This is a genomic window from Streptomyces sp. B21-105 (genome assembly GCF_036898465.1).
GTDB lineage: Bacteria > Actinomycetota > Actinomycetes > Streptomycetales > Streptomycetaceae > Streptomyces.
Map to the genome: position 1 here is coordinate 2,272,331 of NZ_JARUMJ010000001.1, position 16,768 is coordinate 2,289,098.

General features: G+C 71.8%; 16 protein-coding genes. 3 read left to right on the forward strand and 13 right to left on the reverse strand.

The annotated features are described in order from the left end of the window. Positions 1 to 136: 136 nt before the first annotated feature. Positions 137 to 1,222 carry a prephenate dehydrogenase gene (locus tag QA802_RS10225; RefSeq protein WP_334520276.1) on the reverse strand — a complete coding sequence of 362 codons (1,086 nt, stop codon included), beginning with the start codon at positions 1,220 to 1,222 and terminating at the stop codon, positions 137 to 139. After that, positions 1,219 to 1,581, reverse strand: coding sequence for a chorismate mutase (aroH, locus tag QA802_RS10230; protein WP_334520279.1), 363 nt, complete (start codon positions 1,579 to 1,581; stop codon positions 1,219 to 1,221). Before aroH ends, QA802_RS10225 begins: the two co-directional genes overlap by 4 nt. 188 nt (positions 1,582 to 1,769) lie before the next feature. On the opposite strand from aroH, the gene QA802_RS10235 reads away from it, so the two are divergent. The 3 genes from QA802_RS10235 (at position 1,770) to QA802_RS10245 (ending at position 3,532) form a co-directional block, all read left to right on the forward strand. Next, positions 1,770 to 2,435, forward strand: a complete 666-nt coding sequence (locus QA802_RS10235; protein WP_334520282.1) for a hypothetical protein — start codon at positions 1,770 to 1,772, stop codon at positions 2,433 to 2,435. Positions 2,436 to 2,522: 87 nt separating this feature from the next. Then, positions 2,523 to 3,107, forward strand: coding sequence for a DUF6529 family protein (locus QA802_RS10240; RefSeq protein WP_334520285.1), 585 nt, complete (start codon positions 2,523 to 2,525; stop codon positions 3,105 to 3,107). After that, positions 3,104 to 3,532 (forward strand): Rieske (2Fe-2S) protein, encoded by a 429-nt coding sequence (locus tag QA802_RS10245; RefSeq protein WP_334520288.1) that lies wholly within the window; start codon positions 3,104 to 3,106, stop codon positions 3,530 to 3,532. The genes QA802_RS10240 and QA802_RS10245 overlap by 4 nt, the downstream gene beginning before the upstream one ends. Before the next feature lie 37 nt (positions 3,533 to 3,569). On the opposite strand, the gene QA802_RS10250 is transcribed toward QA802_RS10245, so the two are convergent. The 11 genes from QA802_RS10250 to pyrG all read right to left on the reverse strand — a co-directional run bounded on the left by QA802_RS10250 (position 3,570) and on the right by pyrG (position 16,712). Then, entirely contained in the window at positions 3,570 to 4,592 is a 1,023-nt protein-coding gene (locus tag QA802_RS10250; RefSeq protein ID WP_334520290.1) for an ADP-ribosylglycohydrolase family protein, read from the reverse strand. After that, the gene (locus QA802_RS10255; RefSeq protein WP_334520294.1) at positions 4,589 to 5,338 is read right to left on the reverse strand and encodes an NUDIX hydrolase; all 750 of its coding nucleotides are present in this window, start codon (positions 5,336 to 5,338) and stop codon (positions 4,589 to 4,591) included. The genes QA802_RS10250 and QA802_RS10255 overlap by 4 nt, the downstream gene beginning before the upstream one ends. 146 nt (positions 5,339 to 5,484) lie before the next feature. Beyond that, on the reverse strand, positions 5,485 to 6,699 hold the full coding sequence (locus tag QA802_RS10260) for a pseudouridine synthase (RefSeq protein ID WP_334520297.1): 1,215 nt from the start codon (positions 6,697 to 6,699) through the stop codon (positions 5,485 to 5,487). Continuing rightward, positions 6,699 to 7,268, reverse strand: a complete 570-nt coding sequence (scpB, locus tag QA802_RS10265; protein ID WP_416070811.1) for an SMC-Scp complex subunit ScpB — start codon at positions 7,266 to 7,268, stop codon at positions 6,699 to 6,701. The genes QA802_RS10260 and scpB overlap by 1 nt, the downstream gene beginning before the upstream one ends. Before the next feature lie 68 nt (positions 7,269 to 7,336). Then, positions 7,337 to 8,461, reverse strand: a complete 1,125-nt coding sequence (locus QA802_RS10270; RefSeq protein WP_443042268.1) for a segregation and condensation protein A — start codon at positions 8,459 to 8,461, stop codon at positions 7,337 to 7,339. A gap of 270 nt (positions 8,462 to 8,731) precedes the next feature. Continuing rightward, the gene (locus QA802_RS10275; protein WP_319166360.1) at positions 8,732 to 9,310 is read right to left on the reverse strand and encodes a hypothetical protein; all 579 of its coding nucleotides are present in this window, start codon (positions 9,308 to 9,310) and stop codon (positions 8,732 to 8,734) included. Further along, positions 9,295 to 10,431 carry a ParA family protein gene (locus QA802_RS10280; protein ID WP_079041320.1) on the reverse strand — a complete coding sequence of 379 codons (1,137 nt, stop codon included), beginning with the start codon at positions 10,429 to 10,431 and terminating at the stop codon, positions 9,295 to 9,297. Before QA802_RS10280 ends, QA802_RS10275 begins: the two co-directional genes overlap by 16 nt. Before the next feature lie 401 nt (positions 10,432 to 10,832). Beyond that, positions 10,833 to 11,957 carry an alanine dehydrogenase gene (gene ald / locus QA802_RS10285; protein ID WP_334520303.1) on the reverse strand — a complete coding sequence of 375 codons (1,125 nt, stop codon included), beginning with the start codon at positions 11,955 to 11,957 and terminating at the stop codon, positions 10,833 to 10,835. 137 nt (positions 11,958 to 12,094) lie between these two features. Next, entirely contained in the window at positions 12,095 to 14,161 is a 2,067-nt protein-coding gene (locus QA802_RS10290; RefSeq protein WP_334520306.1) for a tetratricopeptide repeat protein, read from the reverse strand. 183 nt (positions 14,162 to 14,344) lie between these two features. Continuing rightward, positions 14,345 to 14,971 carry an NUDIX domain-containing protein gene (locus tag QA802_RS10295; RefSeq protein WP_334520309.1) on the reverse strand — a complete coding sequence of 209 codons (627 nt, stop codon included), beginning with the start codon at positions 14,969 to 14,971 and terminating at the stop codon, positions 14,345 to 14,347. 91 nt (positions 14,972 to 15,062) lie between these two features. Beyond that, positions 15,063 to 16,712, reverse strand: a complete 1,650-nt coding sequence (pyrG, locus tag QA802_RS10300; protein WP_319166364.1) for a CTP synthase — start codon at positions 16,710 to 16,712, stop codon at positions 15,063 to 15,065. Positions 16,713 to 16,768 lie beyond the last annotated feature (56 nt).

The following is a 16,768-nucleotide window of genomic DNA, read 5'->3' on the forward strand; positions in this document are numbered from 1 at the left end:
CACTCGTCCGGCCGCGCCTTCTCCACCCGGCCCGACACCCCCCTGCCCGACGCCACCGGCCGCGCCCGCGCCTCACGCCACCGGCCCGCAGCACTCGGCCGCACGGGGTCCGGCGGTCACCGACGGGGTCCGTCGGCTACTGGCGGATGGCCCAGCCCTTCTCCCGCAACGCCGACGACAGCACCACCGCCGACTTCGGCTCGACCATCAGCTGCACGAGACCCGCCTGCTGCCCCGTCGCGTGCTCGATGCGGACGTCCTCGATGTTCACGCCCGCCTGACCGGCGTCGGCGAAGATGCGGGCCAGCTGCCCCGGCTGGTCGTCGATAAGCACGGCGACGATCTCGTAGACCCGCGGAGCGGCCCCGTGCTTGCCGGGGACGCGTACCTGGCCCGCGTTGCCGCGGCGCAGCACGTTCTCCACGCCGTCGGCGCCCGCACGGCGCTCGGCGTCGTCGGAGGACTGCAGGGCCCGCAGCGCCTGCACCGTCTCCTCCAGGTCCGCGGCGACGTCGGTGAGCAGGTCGGCGACCGGCCCGGGGTTCGCGGACAGGATGTCGATCCACATCCGGGGGTCGGAGGCGGCGATCCGGGTGACGTCCCGAATGCCCTGCCCGCACAGCCGGACGGCGGCCTCCTCGGCGTTCTCCAGCCGCGCCGCGACCATGCTGGAGACGAGGTGCGGCATGTGGGAGACGAGGGCGACGGCGCGGTCGTGGGCCTCCGCGTCCATGACCACGGGGACGGCCCGGCAGTGCGAGACCAGCTCCAGGGCGAGGTTCAGCACCTCGGTGTCGGTGTCCCGGGTCGGTGTCAGCACCCAGGGGCGCCCCTCGAAGAGGTCGCCGGTCGCGGCCAGCGGCCCGGACTTCTCCCGGCCCGACATGGGGTGGCTGCCGATGTACGCCGACAGTTCCAGGCCGAGGGCCAGCAGCTCGCGGCGCGGCCCGCCCTTGACGCTGGCCACGTCGAGGTAGCCGCGGGCCACCCCCCGGCGCATCGCGTCGGCGAGCACGCCGGCCACGTGGGCGGGCGGGGCGGCGACGATCGCGAGGTCGACCGGGCCCTGCGGCTCCTCGTCGGTGCCGGCGCCGAGCGCCGCCGCCGTACGGGCCTGCTCGGGGTCGTGGTCGGCGAGGTGGACGACGACGCCCCGCTGGGTGAGGGCCAGGGCCGCGGACGTGCCGATCAGCCCCGTTCCGATGACGAGCGCGGTCCTCACTGGGCGATGTCCTTGCGCAGGGCGGCCGCGGCGCCGAGGTAGACGTGGCTGATGTCGGCGCGCGGGATGTCCGACTCGATGTGCGCGAGTATCCGCACCACCCGCGGCATGGCGCCCTCGATGTCGAGTTCCTGCGCGCAGATCAGCGGCACGTCGACGATGCCCAGCTTGCGGGCGGCGGCGGCCGGGAAGTCGCTGTGCAGGTCGGGCGTGGCCGTGAACCAGATGCTGATCAGGTCGTCGGCGCTGAGCGCGTTGCGCTCCATGACGGCGGCGAGAAGGGCGCCGACCTGCTCGTCCATGTGGGCGGCCTCGTCCCGCTGAAGTTGGACGGCTCCCCGGACCGCTCGTACCGCCACGGCGCTGCTCCTTGCTGAAGTGCTGGACTACGGCTCCTGCTGCATCCAGCGTAGTCAGACCGGGTGGGTGCGGTGCGCGCGGCCCGCGCGCCGAGACGGCCGCACCCCCGTACGCCCTTTACGGCGGGTGCGGCCTGCGCTGTCATGGCACTCTGACGGCAGGACACCCGCATCGGGGAAGGCCCGACATGAAGCGTCCCGGACCCCTGCTCACCCTGCTCGCGGGACTGGTGCTCGCCGCGTTCCTGCTGACGCTCAACGCGACAACGGGCACGAAGTCGGCCTCCTCCTCGTACCAGGAGCAGTCGCCGAGCCCGGCCCCGGTCAGCAGCCCCGCATCCCCCACGCCCGCGCCGACCCCCTCCGTCTCCCCCTCCGCCTCCCGGGCCGCCGACGCCGACTACGCCGGACGCACGGACGACGACACGGCGGCGATCGCCGTCTCCGTCCGCGACGGCCGGGCGATCGCGTACTTCTGCGACGGCCGCACCCAGGAGTCGTGGCTCAAGGGCGACGTGGAGGACGACGGGACCCTGCGGCTCACCGGCAAGCACGGCGCGAAGCTGGAGGGCACGCTCGAGGACGGCAAGGAGATCGACGGCACGGTCGAGGTGAGCGGAACGCGCCACGCCTTCACCGCGGACCGGGCGAAGAAGCCGTCAGGGCTGTGGCGGGCGACGGCCACGGTGCGCTCCGCGAAGATCGACGGCGGGTGGATCGTCCTGAAGGACGGCAGCCAGGTCGGCGTCGTCACCCGGGACGGCGAGCCCTCGCCCGCTCCCCGCATCGACCCGGCGACCGGCGCGGTGACGGTCGACGGACAGCGGCTCACGGCCCGCCCCGCGACCCCCTGAACCCCTCAGCCCTGAACCGTTGCCCCTGAACCCCTGCTGAACCCCTGAACCCTGAACCGCTGACCCCCTCTCTCGCAGGGAGCCGCCATGACCGTCGATCCGAACGCCGCCACCCAGGGATTCCCCGGGCCCGGGCCCGCCTCGCGCGGTCCGCGTCCGGCGCGCTATCTGGTCCCGGCGCTCGTCGCCGCCGCGGTGGCGCTCGCCCTGGGCGTGTACGGCCGCGTCCACGACCCGGCCGGGACGGCCTTCAACCTGGCGGGCTTCAGCAGCACGGGCGCGGTGAAGTCCTGGCTGGCGTCGGCCGCGATGTTCTTCGCGCTGGCGCAGCCGGTCTCGGCGCTGATGCTGTACGGGAAGCTGCCGGGACCCGCCTGGGCCGGCGGGCTGCACCGCTGGTCGGGCCGCGCGGCCTTCCTGATCGCGGTCCCGGTTGCGGTGCACTGCCTCTACGCGCTTGGCTGGCAGTCGTACGAAACGCGCGTGATATGGCACTCCGTCCTGGGTTGCTTCTTCTTCGGTGCTTTCAGTGCCAAGATGCTGCTGCTCCGCTGGGAGCGACTCCCGGGATGGCTGCTGCCGCTCGTCGGCGGACTCGTGTTCGCCGTGCTGACGATCGTCTGGCTGACCTCGGCCCTCTGGTTCTTCCGCACGTTCGGAGTGACGACATGACTTCCCCCGCGACACGGCGCACGGTCCTCTTGGCGACGGGCGGCGCGGCAGCGGCGCTCACGGTGGGCTGCAGCGAATACGGCGACGACGACAACTCGTCCTCGTCCTCGTCCAAGAAGTCCCCGAACGCCTCCGCCGGCCAGGAGCTCGCGAAGACGAGCGACATCCCCGTCGGCGGCGGCAAGATCTTCGCCGACGAGAAGGTCGTCGTCACACAGCCGACGAAGGACGACTTCAAGGCGTTCTCCGCGGTCTGCACCCACCAGGGCTGCACGGTCGGCACCGTCGCGGACGGTCTGATCCACTGCCCCTGCCACGGGAGCGAGTTCCGCGTCGCCGACGGCTCGGTGGCCCGCGGCCCCGCTCCGAAGCCACTGCTCCCCGAGCAGATCACCGTCGCGGGCGGCGCGATCCGGCTGACCTGAACCCGGCCGGCTAGCCCCGAGGGTCCGAGTCAGGGGCTCACTGGTCCCACAGAGCCCCGAGCGTCATCAGTTCGCCGTGGTACTCGATCCGGTCCGCCCATGCGGTGGGCCAGGCGTCGGCGCCGGCGTGCGCGCCCGCGAAGGCGCCCGCGAGGCAGGCGATGGAGTCGGAGTCGCCGGACGAGCAGGCGGCCCGGCGCAGTGCGGTGACCGGCTCGTCGGGGAAGAGCAGGAAGCACAGCAGACCGGTGGCCATGGCCTCCTCGGCGATCCACCCCTCCCCCGCGGCCAGACACGGGTCGGTCTCGGGCGAGGGGCGGCGCAGCGTCTCCTGGAGCCGCTCCAGGACGGCCAGGCACTCGTCCCAGCCGCGCGTGATGAAGTTCTCCGGGCTCGGGTCCTGGCTTCGGGTCCACAGGTCGCCGAGCCAGCGGTGGTGGTAGCGGGAGCGGTTGTCGAGGGCGTACGAGCGCAGCAGCCCGACCAGCGCGGCGGGGTCGGCGCCCTGCGTCAGCAGCCGGACGGCGTGCGCGGTGAGGTCGGAGGCGGCGAGCGCGGTGGGGTGCCCGTGGGTGAGGGCGGCTTGGAGCTGGGCTGCGCCGGCCCGCTGCTCGTCGCTGAGACCGGGGACGAGGCCGAGCGGCGCGACGCGCATGTTGGCGCCACAGCCCTTGGAGCCGATCTGACTGGCGTCCTGCCACAGCCGAGTGTCGTCCTCGAGGAGGTCGCACGCGGTCAGGCAGGTGCGCCCCGGGGCCCGGTTGTTGTCCGGTGACCGGTTCCAGGCCACGAACTCCTTCCGCAGCTGCGGAACGAGGGACGCCGGCACGAGCAGCCCGCGGTCCATGGCGGTGCGCAGGGCGCGCCCGACCGCCAGGGTCATCTGGGTGTCGTCGGAGACGAAGGCGCGCCCCGCAAGTTCCATCCCCCGCCAGGGCCCGCACTTGGCGAGGATCGACGGGACGTCGTCGAACTCGGTCGGGAACCCGAGCGCGTCACCGAGGGCGAGTCCCAGCAGGGACCCGGTGGCGCGCTTTCGGACGGTGGTCGAGGTGGTCATGCAGAACGTCCTTCCCGGGGCGGTCGCAGCAGGGGCGGGTGAAGCGCGGTGGCGGCCCCCGCGCGGTAGAGGGCGGCGGGTTTGCCGCGGCCGCCGGTGAGGCGCGCGCCGCCGGGGACGGGCTCGACGAAGCCCGGGGTGGCGAGCACCTTGCGACGGAAGTTGGGCCGGTCGAGGCCGGTCCCCCACACCGTCTCGTACACCTGCTGGAGCTCCCCGAGGGTGAACTCGGGCGGGCAGAAGGCGGTTGCGAGACAGGTGTACTCGAGCTTGGCCCCGACCCGGTCGTGGGCGTCCGCCAGGATCCGGTCGTGGTCGAAGGCGAGCGGCTCGACGTCGTCGTACGGCTGCCAGCGCGCCTGGACCGCGTCGCCGCCGCCCATCGGCTCGGGCGCGTCGGGCAGCAGGGCGGCGAAGGCGACGGACACGACCCGCATACGGGGGTCACGGCCGGGTTCGCTGTAGGTGCGCAGCTGCTCGAGGTGCAGTCCGGAGACGTCCTTCAGGCCGGTCTCCTCGGCGAGTTCGCGACGGGCGGCCGTCTCCGCGGACTCGTCCGGCAGCACGAAGCCGCCGGGCAGCGCCCACCGGCCGGCGTACGGCTCCTGACCGCGCTCGACGAGCAGCACGTGCAGGACGCCCGCGCGGAGCGTGAGCACGGCGAGATCGGCGGTGACGGCAAAGGGCTCGTAGGCGTGCTTGTCGTAGACGTGCTCGTCGTGAACGCCCCTGTCGTGGCCCCGCATGACGAACACCCCCTTTTAATAGTCACTACGACTATAAAAAGGGGGTGCCGTCGCGCACAAGCCCCGGGGCTCGATATTCGCGCCCCGGGGCCGGGGACTCACGCCCCGGGCTCGGGAATCGCGCCCCGGGGCTCGGGATTCGCGTCCTAGAGGTCGACTTCCTGCATCAGCATGCCGACCTCGGTGTTGGACAGCCGGCGCAGCCAGCCCGACTTCTGGTCGCCCAGGGTGATCGGCCCGAAGGCGACGCGCACCAGCTTGTCGACCGGGAAGCCTGCCTCGGCCAGCATCCGGCGCACGATGTGCTTGCGGCCCTCGTGCAGGGTCACCTCGACCAGGTAGTTCTTCCCGGTCTGCTCGACGACCCGGAAGTGGTCCGCCTTCGCGTACCCGTCCTCCAACTGGATGCCGTCCTTGAGCTTCTTGCCCAGGTCGCGCGGGATGGGACCCACGATGTGCGCGAGGTAGACCTTCTTCACGCCGTACTTGGGGTGGGTCAGCCGGTGCGCCAGCTCACCGTGGTTGGTGAGCAGGATGACGCCCTCGGTCTCGGTGTCGAGCCGCCCTACGTGGAACAGCCGCGTCTCACGGTTGGTCACGTAGTCGCCCAGGCACTGCCGGCCCTCGTTGTCCTCCATCGTGGAGACGACGCCGGCCGGCTTGTTGAGCGAGAAGAACTGGTACGTCTGCGTGGCGACGGTCAGGCCGTCGACCTTGACCTCGTCCTTCTCCGGGTCGACCCGCTTGCCCTGCTCCAGGACGATCTCGCCGTTGACCTCGACCCTGGCCTGCTCGATCAGCTCCTCGCAGGAGCGCCGGGAGCCGTAGCCCGCGCGCGCGAGGATCTTCTGCAGCCGCTCGCCCTCCTGCTCGGCGCCCGGGAAGGTCTTGGGCATCTTGACGTCCTTCTTGCCCGCGTACCGCTCGCGGTTGCGCTCCTCGGCCCGCGCCTCGTACTCCCGCGAGGTCGCCGGGACCCAACGGCCGCGCCCGGTGCCCTGCCCCTGCTTGGGGCCGCCCTTGGCGCCGCCGCGCGCGGACGCGCCGCGCCCCGACTTCGGGCCCTCGTGGGTGCCGCCGGGACCCACGTCGTAGCGGCGCTCCTCCGGGCGCGGGTTCTTCGGCCTGGCGCCCTGCTGGTCGTCGCGGGCGTTCCCGGCGCCGCGGTAGTTACCGCGGCCACCGCCACTGCTCGCGCCGCGGCCACCGCCGCTCGCACCCCGGCCACCGCCACCACTCGCGCCGCGGCCACCGCCGCTGCTCGCGCCGCGACCACCGCTGCTCCCGCCGCGGCCGCCGCTGTTGCCACCACGGCTCCCGCCGTTGTTTCCGCTGCTGTTCCTGCCGCTGCTGCTTCGCATCAAATTTCCGTCTTGTCGTCTGCGTCCTCGGAATCCGGAGCGTCCGGATCGAACGACGGCACGCCCTCCTGGGTCTCGGCCTCGATCGCCTCCGCCTCGGGCAGGAAGGGCGCGAGCTCCGGGAGCTCGTCCAGACCGCGCAGGCCCATCCGCTCCAGAAAGTAGTTCGTCGTCACGTACAGGATCGCACCTGTTTCGGGTTCCGCGCCCGCCTCCTCCACCAGACCGCGCTGGAGCAGGGTGCGCATCACGCCGTCGCAGTTCACTCCGCGCACCGCGGAGACCCTGCTGCGGCTGACCGGCTGGCGGTAGGCGACGACCGCCAGAGTCTCCAGCGCCGCCTGGGTGAGCCGGGCCTGCTGGCCGTCCAGGACGAACCCCTCGACGGCCGCCGCGAACTCGGGCCGCGTGTAGAACCGCCAGCCGCCCGCGACGAGCCTCAGCTCGAAACCGCGCCCCTGCACGGTGTACTCGTCGGCCAGCTCGCGCAGCGCGTCCGCGACGCTGCGCCGGGGCCGCTGGAGGATCTTCGCGAGATGCTCCTCGGTCGCGGGCTCGTCGACGACCATCAGGACGGCCTCGAGGGCCGGCTTGAGGTCGAGCGCGGCGACGCTCTCCTTGCTCACGGTCTCCTCGCTCACGTCTTCGTCTCCTTCCCTGGCTCCTCGGGAGGCCGGTCGAACTCGTCGGTGACCCTGGGCTGCGCGTTCCCGTCCCCGCCGGTCCAGCGCACCAGCAGCTCACCGAGCGCGGTCTCCTGGTCGAGGGCGACGGCCTTCTCCCGGTACAGCTCCAGCAGCGCGAGAAAGCGGGCGACGACGGTGAGGGTGTCGTCGGTGTCCGCCACCAGCGCCCGGAAACTCGCCTCGCCGAGCTCACGCAGCCGTGCGACGACGATCCCGGCCTGCTCCTGCACGCTCACCAACGGCGCGTGGATGTGGTCGACGTACACCTGCGGCTTCGCCCTCGGCTGCATCGCCTTGACCGCGAGTCCGGCGAACCCTTCCGCGCCTATGCTGATCACCACCTCGGGCAGCAGCTCGGCGTGATGCGGTTCCAGCCCGACGGTACGGGGGTAGCGGCGGCCCTCGCTCTCCAGCCGGTGCGTGAAGATGTCGGCGATCTGCTTGTAGGCGCGGTACTGCAGGAGGCGGGCGAAGAGCAGGTCCCGGGCCTCCAGCAGCGCCAGGTCGGCCTCGTCCTCGACCTCGGCTGCGGGCAGCAGCCGCGCCGCCTTCAGATCGAGCAGCGTGGCGGCGACGACCAGGAACTCGGTCGTCTGGTCCAGGTCCCAGTCGGGCCCCATCGCCCTGATGTGCGCCATGAACTCATCGGTCACCTTCGACAGCGCGACCTCGGTGACGTCCAGCTTGTGCTTGGAGATCAGCTGGAGCAGCAGATCGAAGGGCCCTTCGAAGTTGGCGAGCCGCACCTTGAAGACGCCGTCGGACGGCCCCTCCGCCGCGGACGCGGCACCCCCGACGACAGCGCCTCCCGGCGGAGCGGCGGCTTCGAGGGCAACCGGTTCCCTGCCGGTTTCGCGATCGAGCCCGGCCGCATCAAAGGCAACCGCTTCCGGGTCTGTTTCCGGCTCCGGGGCGGCGGCGTCTGCGGCAAGCGGTTCCCGGACCGCTTCCGGAGCCGGGACGACTGCATCGCGGGCAACCGCTTCCGAACCCGTTTCCGACTCCGGGGCGGCGGCGTCTGCGGCAAGCGGTTCCCGGCCCGTTTCCGACTCCGCGTCGGCGGTCGCCCGGGCAATCGCTTCCGAACGCGTTTCCAGTTCTGGAGCGGCGGCGTCTGCGGCAACCGCTTCCGGGGCCGTCTCCGTGGCGACCGGTTCCAAAACCGTTTCCGCTGCGGTCGTTTCCGCTGGGGCCGGTTCCGGGACGGCGGGGTCGGGCTCGACCTCGGGCTCCGCATCGGCGGGCGGCCTGCCGGGTCCCCGCCCCAGCGCACGCCGACGGCCGGCTGCTGCGCCGGGGCCGGGGGCAAAGGCGTCGTGCGAGGTCATGGCCCCCGCAGGCTACCGCTACCGCCCTCGAAGTCGTCGTACGAGGATGCTGGCGTCCCCGCGGCTCTCCAGGTCGGCGAGGACCACGGCGACCGCCTCGCGGACGATGCGCCCCCGGTCCACGGCCAGCCCGTGCTCTCCCCGGAGCACCAGCCGGGCGTGCTCCAGATCCATGAGCTCCTCGGCGGAGACGTAGACGGTGATCTTCTCGTCGTGCCGTTCGCGGCCACTGGGCCGGCGGGACGCCTGCCGTCCACGCTTGCGCGGCTGGTCGTCGGCGGAGGCAGAACCTTCCTGCGCGCCCTGGCGGCGCTCGGCGCGTTCCCCGGGGGCGCCCCTGGTGCGGGACTCCCCGGCGTCGGCCTGTCCGGCGTCGGCCGCCACGTGTTCGGCGCCCTCGCCGTCGCCGCCCTGCGCGGGCACGGCCTGCGGCGCGTCCTGCGCACCGCCCGCCGCCACCCCGTCGCTTTCGCCGGCCGGTGCGGGCACCCGGGCCTCGCCGCCCGCGTTGCGCCGGGGCGCCGACGGCTGAAGCGCCGTTCCCCCTGTCGTACGGAAGAGTTCGTCGGCCCCCGGCAGACTCACTCGGCGTGACACCGGGCGAGCACCTCCCTGGCGAGCTGACGGTAGGCGGCGGCGCCGACGGAGTTTGACGCGTACGTGGTGATCGGCTCGCCGGCGACCGTGGTCTCCGGGAAGCGGACCGTGCGCCCGATGACCGTGTGGTAGACGTGGTCGTCGAAGGCCTCGACGACCCGTGCGAGCACCTCTCGGCTGTGCACGGTGCGCGAGTCGTACATGGTCGCGAGGATCCCGTCGAGCTCCAGCTCGGGGTTGAGCCGCTCCTGGACCTTCTCGATGGTCTCGGTCAGCAGGGCCACCCCGCGCAGTGCGAAGAACTCGCACTCCAGCGGCACGATCACCTTGTGGGCGGCCGTCAGGGCGTTGACCGTGAGCAGGCCGAGCGAGGGCTGGCAGTCGATGACGATGTAGTCGTAGTCGTCCATCAGCGGCTTGAGCGCACGCTGGAGCGTGGACTCCCGCGCGACCTCGGAGACCAGCTGCACCTCGGCGGCCGACAGGTCGATGTTGCTGGGCAGCAGGTCCATGTTGGGGACCGCGGTCTTCAGGAGCACCTCGTCGGCCGCCATGCCCCGCTCCATGAGCAGGTTGTAGACGGTGAGGTCGAGCTCCATCGGATTGACGCCGAGTCCCACCGACAGCGCGCCCTGCGGGTCGAAGTCCACGAGCAGCACGCGCCGGCCGTACTCCGCGAGCGCGGCGCCCAGGTTGATGGTCGACGTGGTCTTGCCCACGCCGCCCTTCTGGTTGCACATCGCGATGATCTTCGCGGGGCCGTGCTCGGTCAGCGGGCCCGGGATCGGGAAGTACGGCAGCGGGCGTCCGGTCGGACCGACGCGCTCTCGGCGCTGTCGGGCGGCGTCGGGCGCGAGCGTGGCCGCGTACTCCGGATCCGGCTCGTATTCGGCGTCGGGGTCGTAGAAGTGCCCGTCGGGCAGTTCGTCGTAGTCGGCGAAGTGGTTGTGGGGCGCGCCACTTCCGTCGCCGGCCATGGCGTTCACGTGATGGCCATCCATGCTCTGGAGTGCTGACAGAGCCAACTGGGGGCTGCTCTGGCTCTGGTGGGCTGCGAAGGTTCGGACAGCGACGGAGCCGACAGCCTCGAGCCCCGCGGAACCCGGGCCCCGCGTACGCATTCCTGGTTGACCACCCCCGGGAGCAAATGTCGACTCATTCACAAGTCGTCTTACCTCCTTGGTGACCAGGAAACTTCTAGACAAGGTCAGCGTGGCACCATGCCGACGGTTGGCGACTCTATGGCGTGTCGGGCGTCCGCAGCAACACAATCCGCCGGACCCGGCCCGATGTGTCGGCAATGAAACATCACGCTGTCAAGGGCGTGCGGCCGTCGCACGGCAGGTTTCACCGGTGTGCGAATCGGTCGAAGCGTTACGTTCGAGGCGAGTTGGCCGAGAGTCGCAAAGTGACCATACACACATCCGGCCGGACCTTGTCGGGCAAGGTCCGGCCGCGTGTGCACGGTTGACGCGCCTTGTTGACGTATCGCCTTTACGAAAAGGTGACTTAGCTTCCCGGCTCAGCCGATCAGGGACTCCAGGTCCACGTGCTCCAGGCCGTGCGCCTCCGCGACCTCGCGGTAAACGACCTTGCCGTCATGGGTGTTGAGACCCTTCGCGAGCGCGGCGTCGCGACGCAGTGCCTCGGTCCAGCCCTTGTCGGCGAGTTCGACGATGTAGGGCAGCGTGGCGTTGGTGAGGGCGTAGGTGGAGGTGTTGGGGACCGCGCCGGGCATGTTGGCGACGCAGTAGAAGACCGAGTCGTGCACCGGGAAGGTCGGCTCGGCGTGGGTGGTCGGGCGGGAGTCCTCGAAGCAGCCGCCCTGGTCGATCGCGATGTCGACAAGGACACTTCCGGGCTTCATACGGGAGACCAGTTCGTTGGTGACCAGCTTCGGGGCCTTCGCGCCCGGGACGAGGACGGCGCCGATCACGAGGTCCGCCTCCAGGCAGGCCTTCTCCAGCTCGAAGGCGTTGGAGACGACGGTCTGGATCTTCGTGCCGAAGACTTTGTCGGCTTCCTTGAGCTTGTTGATGTCCTTGTCGAGCAGGGTCACGTGGAAGCCCATGCCGATGGCGATCTGCGCGGCGTTCCAGCCGGAGACGCCGCCGCCGATGACGACCGCCTTGGCGGCCAGCACGCCCGGGACGCCGCCCGGCAGCACACCGCGCCCGCCGTTGGCGCGCATCAGGTGGTAGGCGCCGACCTGCGGGGCCAGCCGGCCCGCGACCTCGGACATCGGGGCGAGCAGCGGCAGCGCGCGGCTCGGCAGCTCGACGGTCTCGTAGGCGATCGCGGTGGTCCCGGACGCGACGAGCGCGTCCGTGCACTCCTTGGACGCGGCCAGGTGCAGGTAGGTGAAGAGCGTCTGGTCCTTGCGGAGGCGGTGGTACTCCTCGGCGATGGGCTCCTTGACCTTCAGCAGCAGGTCGGCCGTGGCCCACACCTCGTCGGCGGTCGCAAGGATGCGCGCCCCGGCCGCCACGTACTCCTCGTCCGTGATGGACGAGCCGACGCCGGCGCCTCGTTCGACGACGACCTGGTGACCGTGGCGCGCCAGTTCGTGCACACCGGCGGGGGTGATGGCCACCCGGAACTCGTTGTTCTTGACCTCGCGGGGGATGCCGACCTTCACGTCGATCACGGTCCTTGGCTCAGAGGGTGTGGGGGCACAGCAAATGACATTCCCGGAGATACAGGACGCACCGGGGCGCACCGCAGGAGAACGTGCGGCAGAGCCAGTTTAATGAAGGCGTTCCCGCTGTCTAGCCTTTCATTGCGTCAATCTTTCGACAGTGCACTACGGATTTCGCAGGCATCCTCGGTGATGTCCGGCCGATCGGGCTCTTCGACGCCGTCCGACGGCTCCTGTTCCAGGATGCGCTCGGCCGCGCAGCGGTGCAGGCGGGCCGCAGCCGGGTCGCCGAGGCGCTCCAGGGTGTCGGCCAGTCTCAGGTGCAGCGCGGCCTGCAGCCGCGTGTCCTCGGCGCGCCCGGCCCACTCCGCCGCCTCCTCGCAGGTGCGCAGCGACTCCTCTGGGCGGCCCGCGTACTCCTGGACCCGGGCCAGCTCGCTCAACGCCCGGGCGTGCGCGCCCACATCGTCGTTCTTGCGGTGTCCGGCGACCGCGGCCCGCCAGGCCCGCTGCGCCTCGCCGTAGCGGCCCGCGTAGGTGTGCGCGGTGGCGATGCGGCCGTAGAGGCGGGCGGCGTCCGCGCGCTCGTCACGGGCCAGGCGCTGGGCGAGGGCCCGGCCGAACCAGTCCGCGGCCCGGTCGTAGTCCCCGAGCTCGAGATGCGCGCCGCCTACGGATTCCATCGCGCGGCCGATCGCGTACGGGTCGTTCGCCTCGCGTCCGGCGTCCAGAGCGGCCCGGTAGCGCACCAGCGCCTCCGCCGTGCGGCCGGTCCTGGCGTCGACGTCGGCCAGGTTCAGCAGCGCGGCGGCCTTCTCCCGGGGCAGCCGGCGGCGCTCGGCGACGTCCAGGACAAGCTGGTGGATCCCGTACAGGTCGGGCGCGGCCGCCTGGGTGCCGAAGTGCGCGACCATCGCCCTGACCAGCTGGGACATCAGACGTCGGGCGAGGGTGTCCAGCTCCCCGTCGGCGACGGCGAGGCGGGCCGAGGCGAGCAGGGCCGGGCGGCGGGCGTGCAGCCAGTCGGCGGCCGCCCGCGGCGTGGGGAAGCGCAGCGCCCGCGGCATGACCTGGAGCTTCTCGCGGGCCTGAGGGCTGTCGGTCTCGGTGATGGCCCGGCAGGACTGCAGCAGCCGCACCGTGCGCTCCAGCATGCGGGCGCGGGCCAGCTGGAGTTCGGCCGGGCGTTCGTGGGCCTCGGCGGCGGTCCGCAGCAGGGAGTGCAGGCAGCCGGGCACCTCGTACTGGGGCAGCGGGGAGTCCAGGGCGCGCAGCAGGCCCGCGGCGACGAGGTCGTCCAGGGTGGTGCGGGCGGCGCCCACCGAGCAGCCGGCCAGCGCGGAGGCGGTGTGCGGGTCGGCCAGGCCGGCCGGGGCCAGGGAGAGCAGTCGCAGGGTCCGGGCGGCGGGGGCGGGCAGCGCGGAGTGCACGAGGCGGAAGACGCGGCTGAGCACGGTGCCCTCGTCGCCCTCCGCGTGGAGCTGCTTGGCGAGGTCGGCGACGGCGGCCTGGGGGCGGGCGGCGAGCCAGCCGCCGGCCAGGCTGAGCGCGGCGGGCTGGCCCTGGCACGTCTCCACTAGCTGTTCGGCGGAGCGCGGGTCGACGGTGACGCGGACCGAGCCGGTGTACCGGGTCAGCAGGTCGAGGGCGGACTTGGTGTCCAGGCCGCCCAGGGTGCAGGGGCGGACGTCCGCGATGCCGGTGAGCGGGCCGGCGGACACGGCGACGAGCAGGCACTGCGGGGCGTCCGGGAGCAGCGCGTCGACCTGTTCGGCGCCGGTCGCGTCGTCCAGCAGGAGCAGCGCACGGCGCTCGGCTAGGGTCTCGCGCAGCAGGGACGCGAGGTCGTCCTCGTCCGCGCCGGGCGGGGTGGGCACGTCCAGCGCGGCGAGCAGTTCGCGGGCGGCGCGCTCGACCGGCACGGGTGTGCCGTCGGGTTCGGCGAGGCGGGCGCGCAGGACGCCGTCCGGGTAGCGGCCGGCGACCTGGCGTACGAGTTCCTCGGCGAGCGCGGAGCGCCCCGAGCCGGTCCGGCCGGCGATGAGCAGGACCCGCGCGCGGGGCGCCTTCCGCCCGGAGATGGTGTCCAGGCCCGTGCGCTCGATGTCGGCGCGCAGGTCCTTCAACTCCCGGGTACGGCCCAGGAAATGGCCCTCTGTCGCAGCGTGTCCGGACAGCTGCGCGCCGCCTGTGTCCACTGCCTGATCCGTCACGGGCCACACTCCCGTCCCACCGCACGCGCAAGCCCGCCGGGACTCCGGTTCGGGCGATTCCCGAGCCTAGTTCACGCTCTGCGACGTTCCGGGAGGAGCACGTCGGGCAGGGCCCGGACGTCCCCCGATCGGATCAGCCGATCGTCACACCGCGAGGGTGTGGGAGAGGGCCCGAGGGCGGGCTCAGGCCTCGAAGGGCCGCGCCGGCCACGGCGCCTCCGCCGGGCGCAGCGCGTCGAGCCCCTCGCCGTTCTCCGCGGCGACCAGCGACAGGACGCCGACGACGAGGCAGGTGTTGTGCACGTCGCCGGCCAGCACGGCCCGGACGAGCTCGGCGACCGGCACGCGCGCGTGCTCCATGTCGGCCTCCTCGTCCTCCACCTCGAAACGCTGCCCCTCGGCCTCGGACAGGTTGCGGGCCAGGAAGATGCGCACGGCCTCGTCGGAGCCACCGGGGGTCGTGTACATGTCGGTGAGGACCCGCCATTCCTCGGCCTTGACGTGCGCCTCCTCGTACAGCTCGCGCTGCGCCGCGTGCAGCGGGTTCTCACCGGGCACGTCGAGCAGGCCGGCCGGAATCTCCCACAGCTTCTGCCGAACCGGGTGCCGGTACTGCTTGATGAGGAGCACCCGGCCCTCGTCGTCGACGGCGAGGACGGCCACGGACCCGGGGTGCACCTGGTAGTCCCGGCGGACCACCGAGCCGTCGGGCATGACCACCTCGTCGGTGCGGACGGCGGTCTTGGCGCCCGCGAACGGGGTCGTCGTCGCCCGGATCTCCCACGCCTCGGGGGTGTCCTTGATCGTCATGCCGTGCGTCCTCCCACGTGCCACCTGCGCAAACGAAACCGGGGCGCTCACCCTTGAAGGTTTGCACCCCGGCCACCGTACAACTGGTGTGTTACTTCGATGTCTTCCGCTCGACCGCCGCCTTCACCAGGCCGGCGAACAGCGGGTGCGGACGCGTGGGCCTCGAGCGCAGCTCGGGGTGGGCCTGCGTGGCGACCAGGTAGGGGTGGACGTCGCGCGGGTACTCGACGTACTCGACCAGCTTGCCGTCCGGGGAGGTGCCGGAGAACAGGATGCCCGCCTTCTTCTCGAGCTCGGTCCGGTAGGCGTTGTTCACCTCGTAGCGGTGCCGGTGCCGCTCCTCCACGTACTCCTTGCCGTCGTACACCTCGCGGACGATGGACCCTTCGGCCAGCTTGGCCGGATACATGCCCAGGCGCATCGTGCCGCCCATGTCGCCCTCGCCCGCGACGATGTCGAGCTGCTCGGCCATGGTGGAGATGACCGGGTGGGCGGTGGCCGAGTCGAACTCGGTGGAGTTCGCGTCGCCGATGTCGGCCAGGTTGCGCGCGGCCTCGATCACGATGCACTGCAGGCCCAGGCAGAGACCGAGCAGCGGGATCTTGTGCTCGCGGGCGTAGCGGATCGCGCCGACCTTGCCGAGCACGCCGCGGTCGCCGAAGCCGCCCGGGATGCAGACGCCGTCCACGTCGGCGAGCTGCGCCTTGGCGCCGGCCGGGGTCTTGCAGTCGTCCGAGGTGACCCACTTGATCTTCACGCGGGCCTTGTTGGCGAAGCCGCCGGCGCGCAGCGCCTCGGTGACCGAGAGATAGGCGTCGGGCAGGTCGATGTACTTGCCGACCAGGGCGAGGGTGATCTCGTGGTCGGGGTTGTGGACGCGGTCGAGCAGGTCGTCCCAGGTCGTCCAGTCCACGTCGCGGAACGGCAGGTCCAGCTTGCGGACCACATAGGCGTCCAGGCCCTCGCCGTGCACGGTCTTCGGGATGTCGTAGATCGAGCGGGCGTCCGGGCAGGCCACCACCGCGTCCTCGTCGACGTCGCACATCAGCGAGATCTTGCGCTTGATCGCGGTCGGCACCTCGCGGTCGCAGCGCAGCACGATCGCGTCCGGCTGGATACCGATGTTGCGCAGCGCCGCGACCGAGTGCTGGGTCGGCTTGGTCTTCAGCTCCCCCGAGGGACCGATGTACGGCAGGAGCGAGATGTGCACCACGAAGACGTTGTCCCGGCCGACCTCGTGCCGGACCTGGCGGACCGTCTCCAGGAACGGCAGCGACTCGATGTCGCCGACCGTGCCGCCCACCTCGGTGATCACGACGTCCACCTCGTCCGTCGCCATGCGGCGGATGCGGTGCTTGATCTCGTTGGTGATGTGCGGGATGACCTGCACGGTGTCGCCCAGGTACTCGCCACGCCGCTCCTTGGCGATCACCGTGTTGTAGACCTGGCCCGTGGTGACGTTGGCGGAGCCGTCCAAGTCGCGGTCGAGGAAGCGCTCGTAATGTCCGATGTCCAGGTCCGTCTCGGCGCCGTCGTTCGTGACGAACACCTCACCGTGCTGGAAGGGGTTCATCGTGCCAGGGTCGACGTTCAGGTATGGGTCGAGCTTCTGCATGACCACGCGAAGACCGCGCGCCTTGAGCAGCATGCCGAGGCTGGAGGCCGTCAGACCCTTGCCGAGCGAGGAGGCGACACCCCCGGTGACGAAGATGTGCTTGGTCGTCGTGGATTTGGGCGTCATGGCCAAGAGGGGGCTCCCGTGGTCGCGATTCGAGGGTGCGGTTCGGGGGCTTCGAG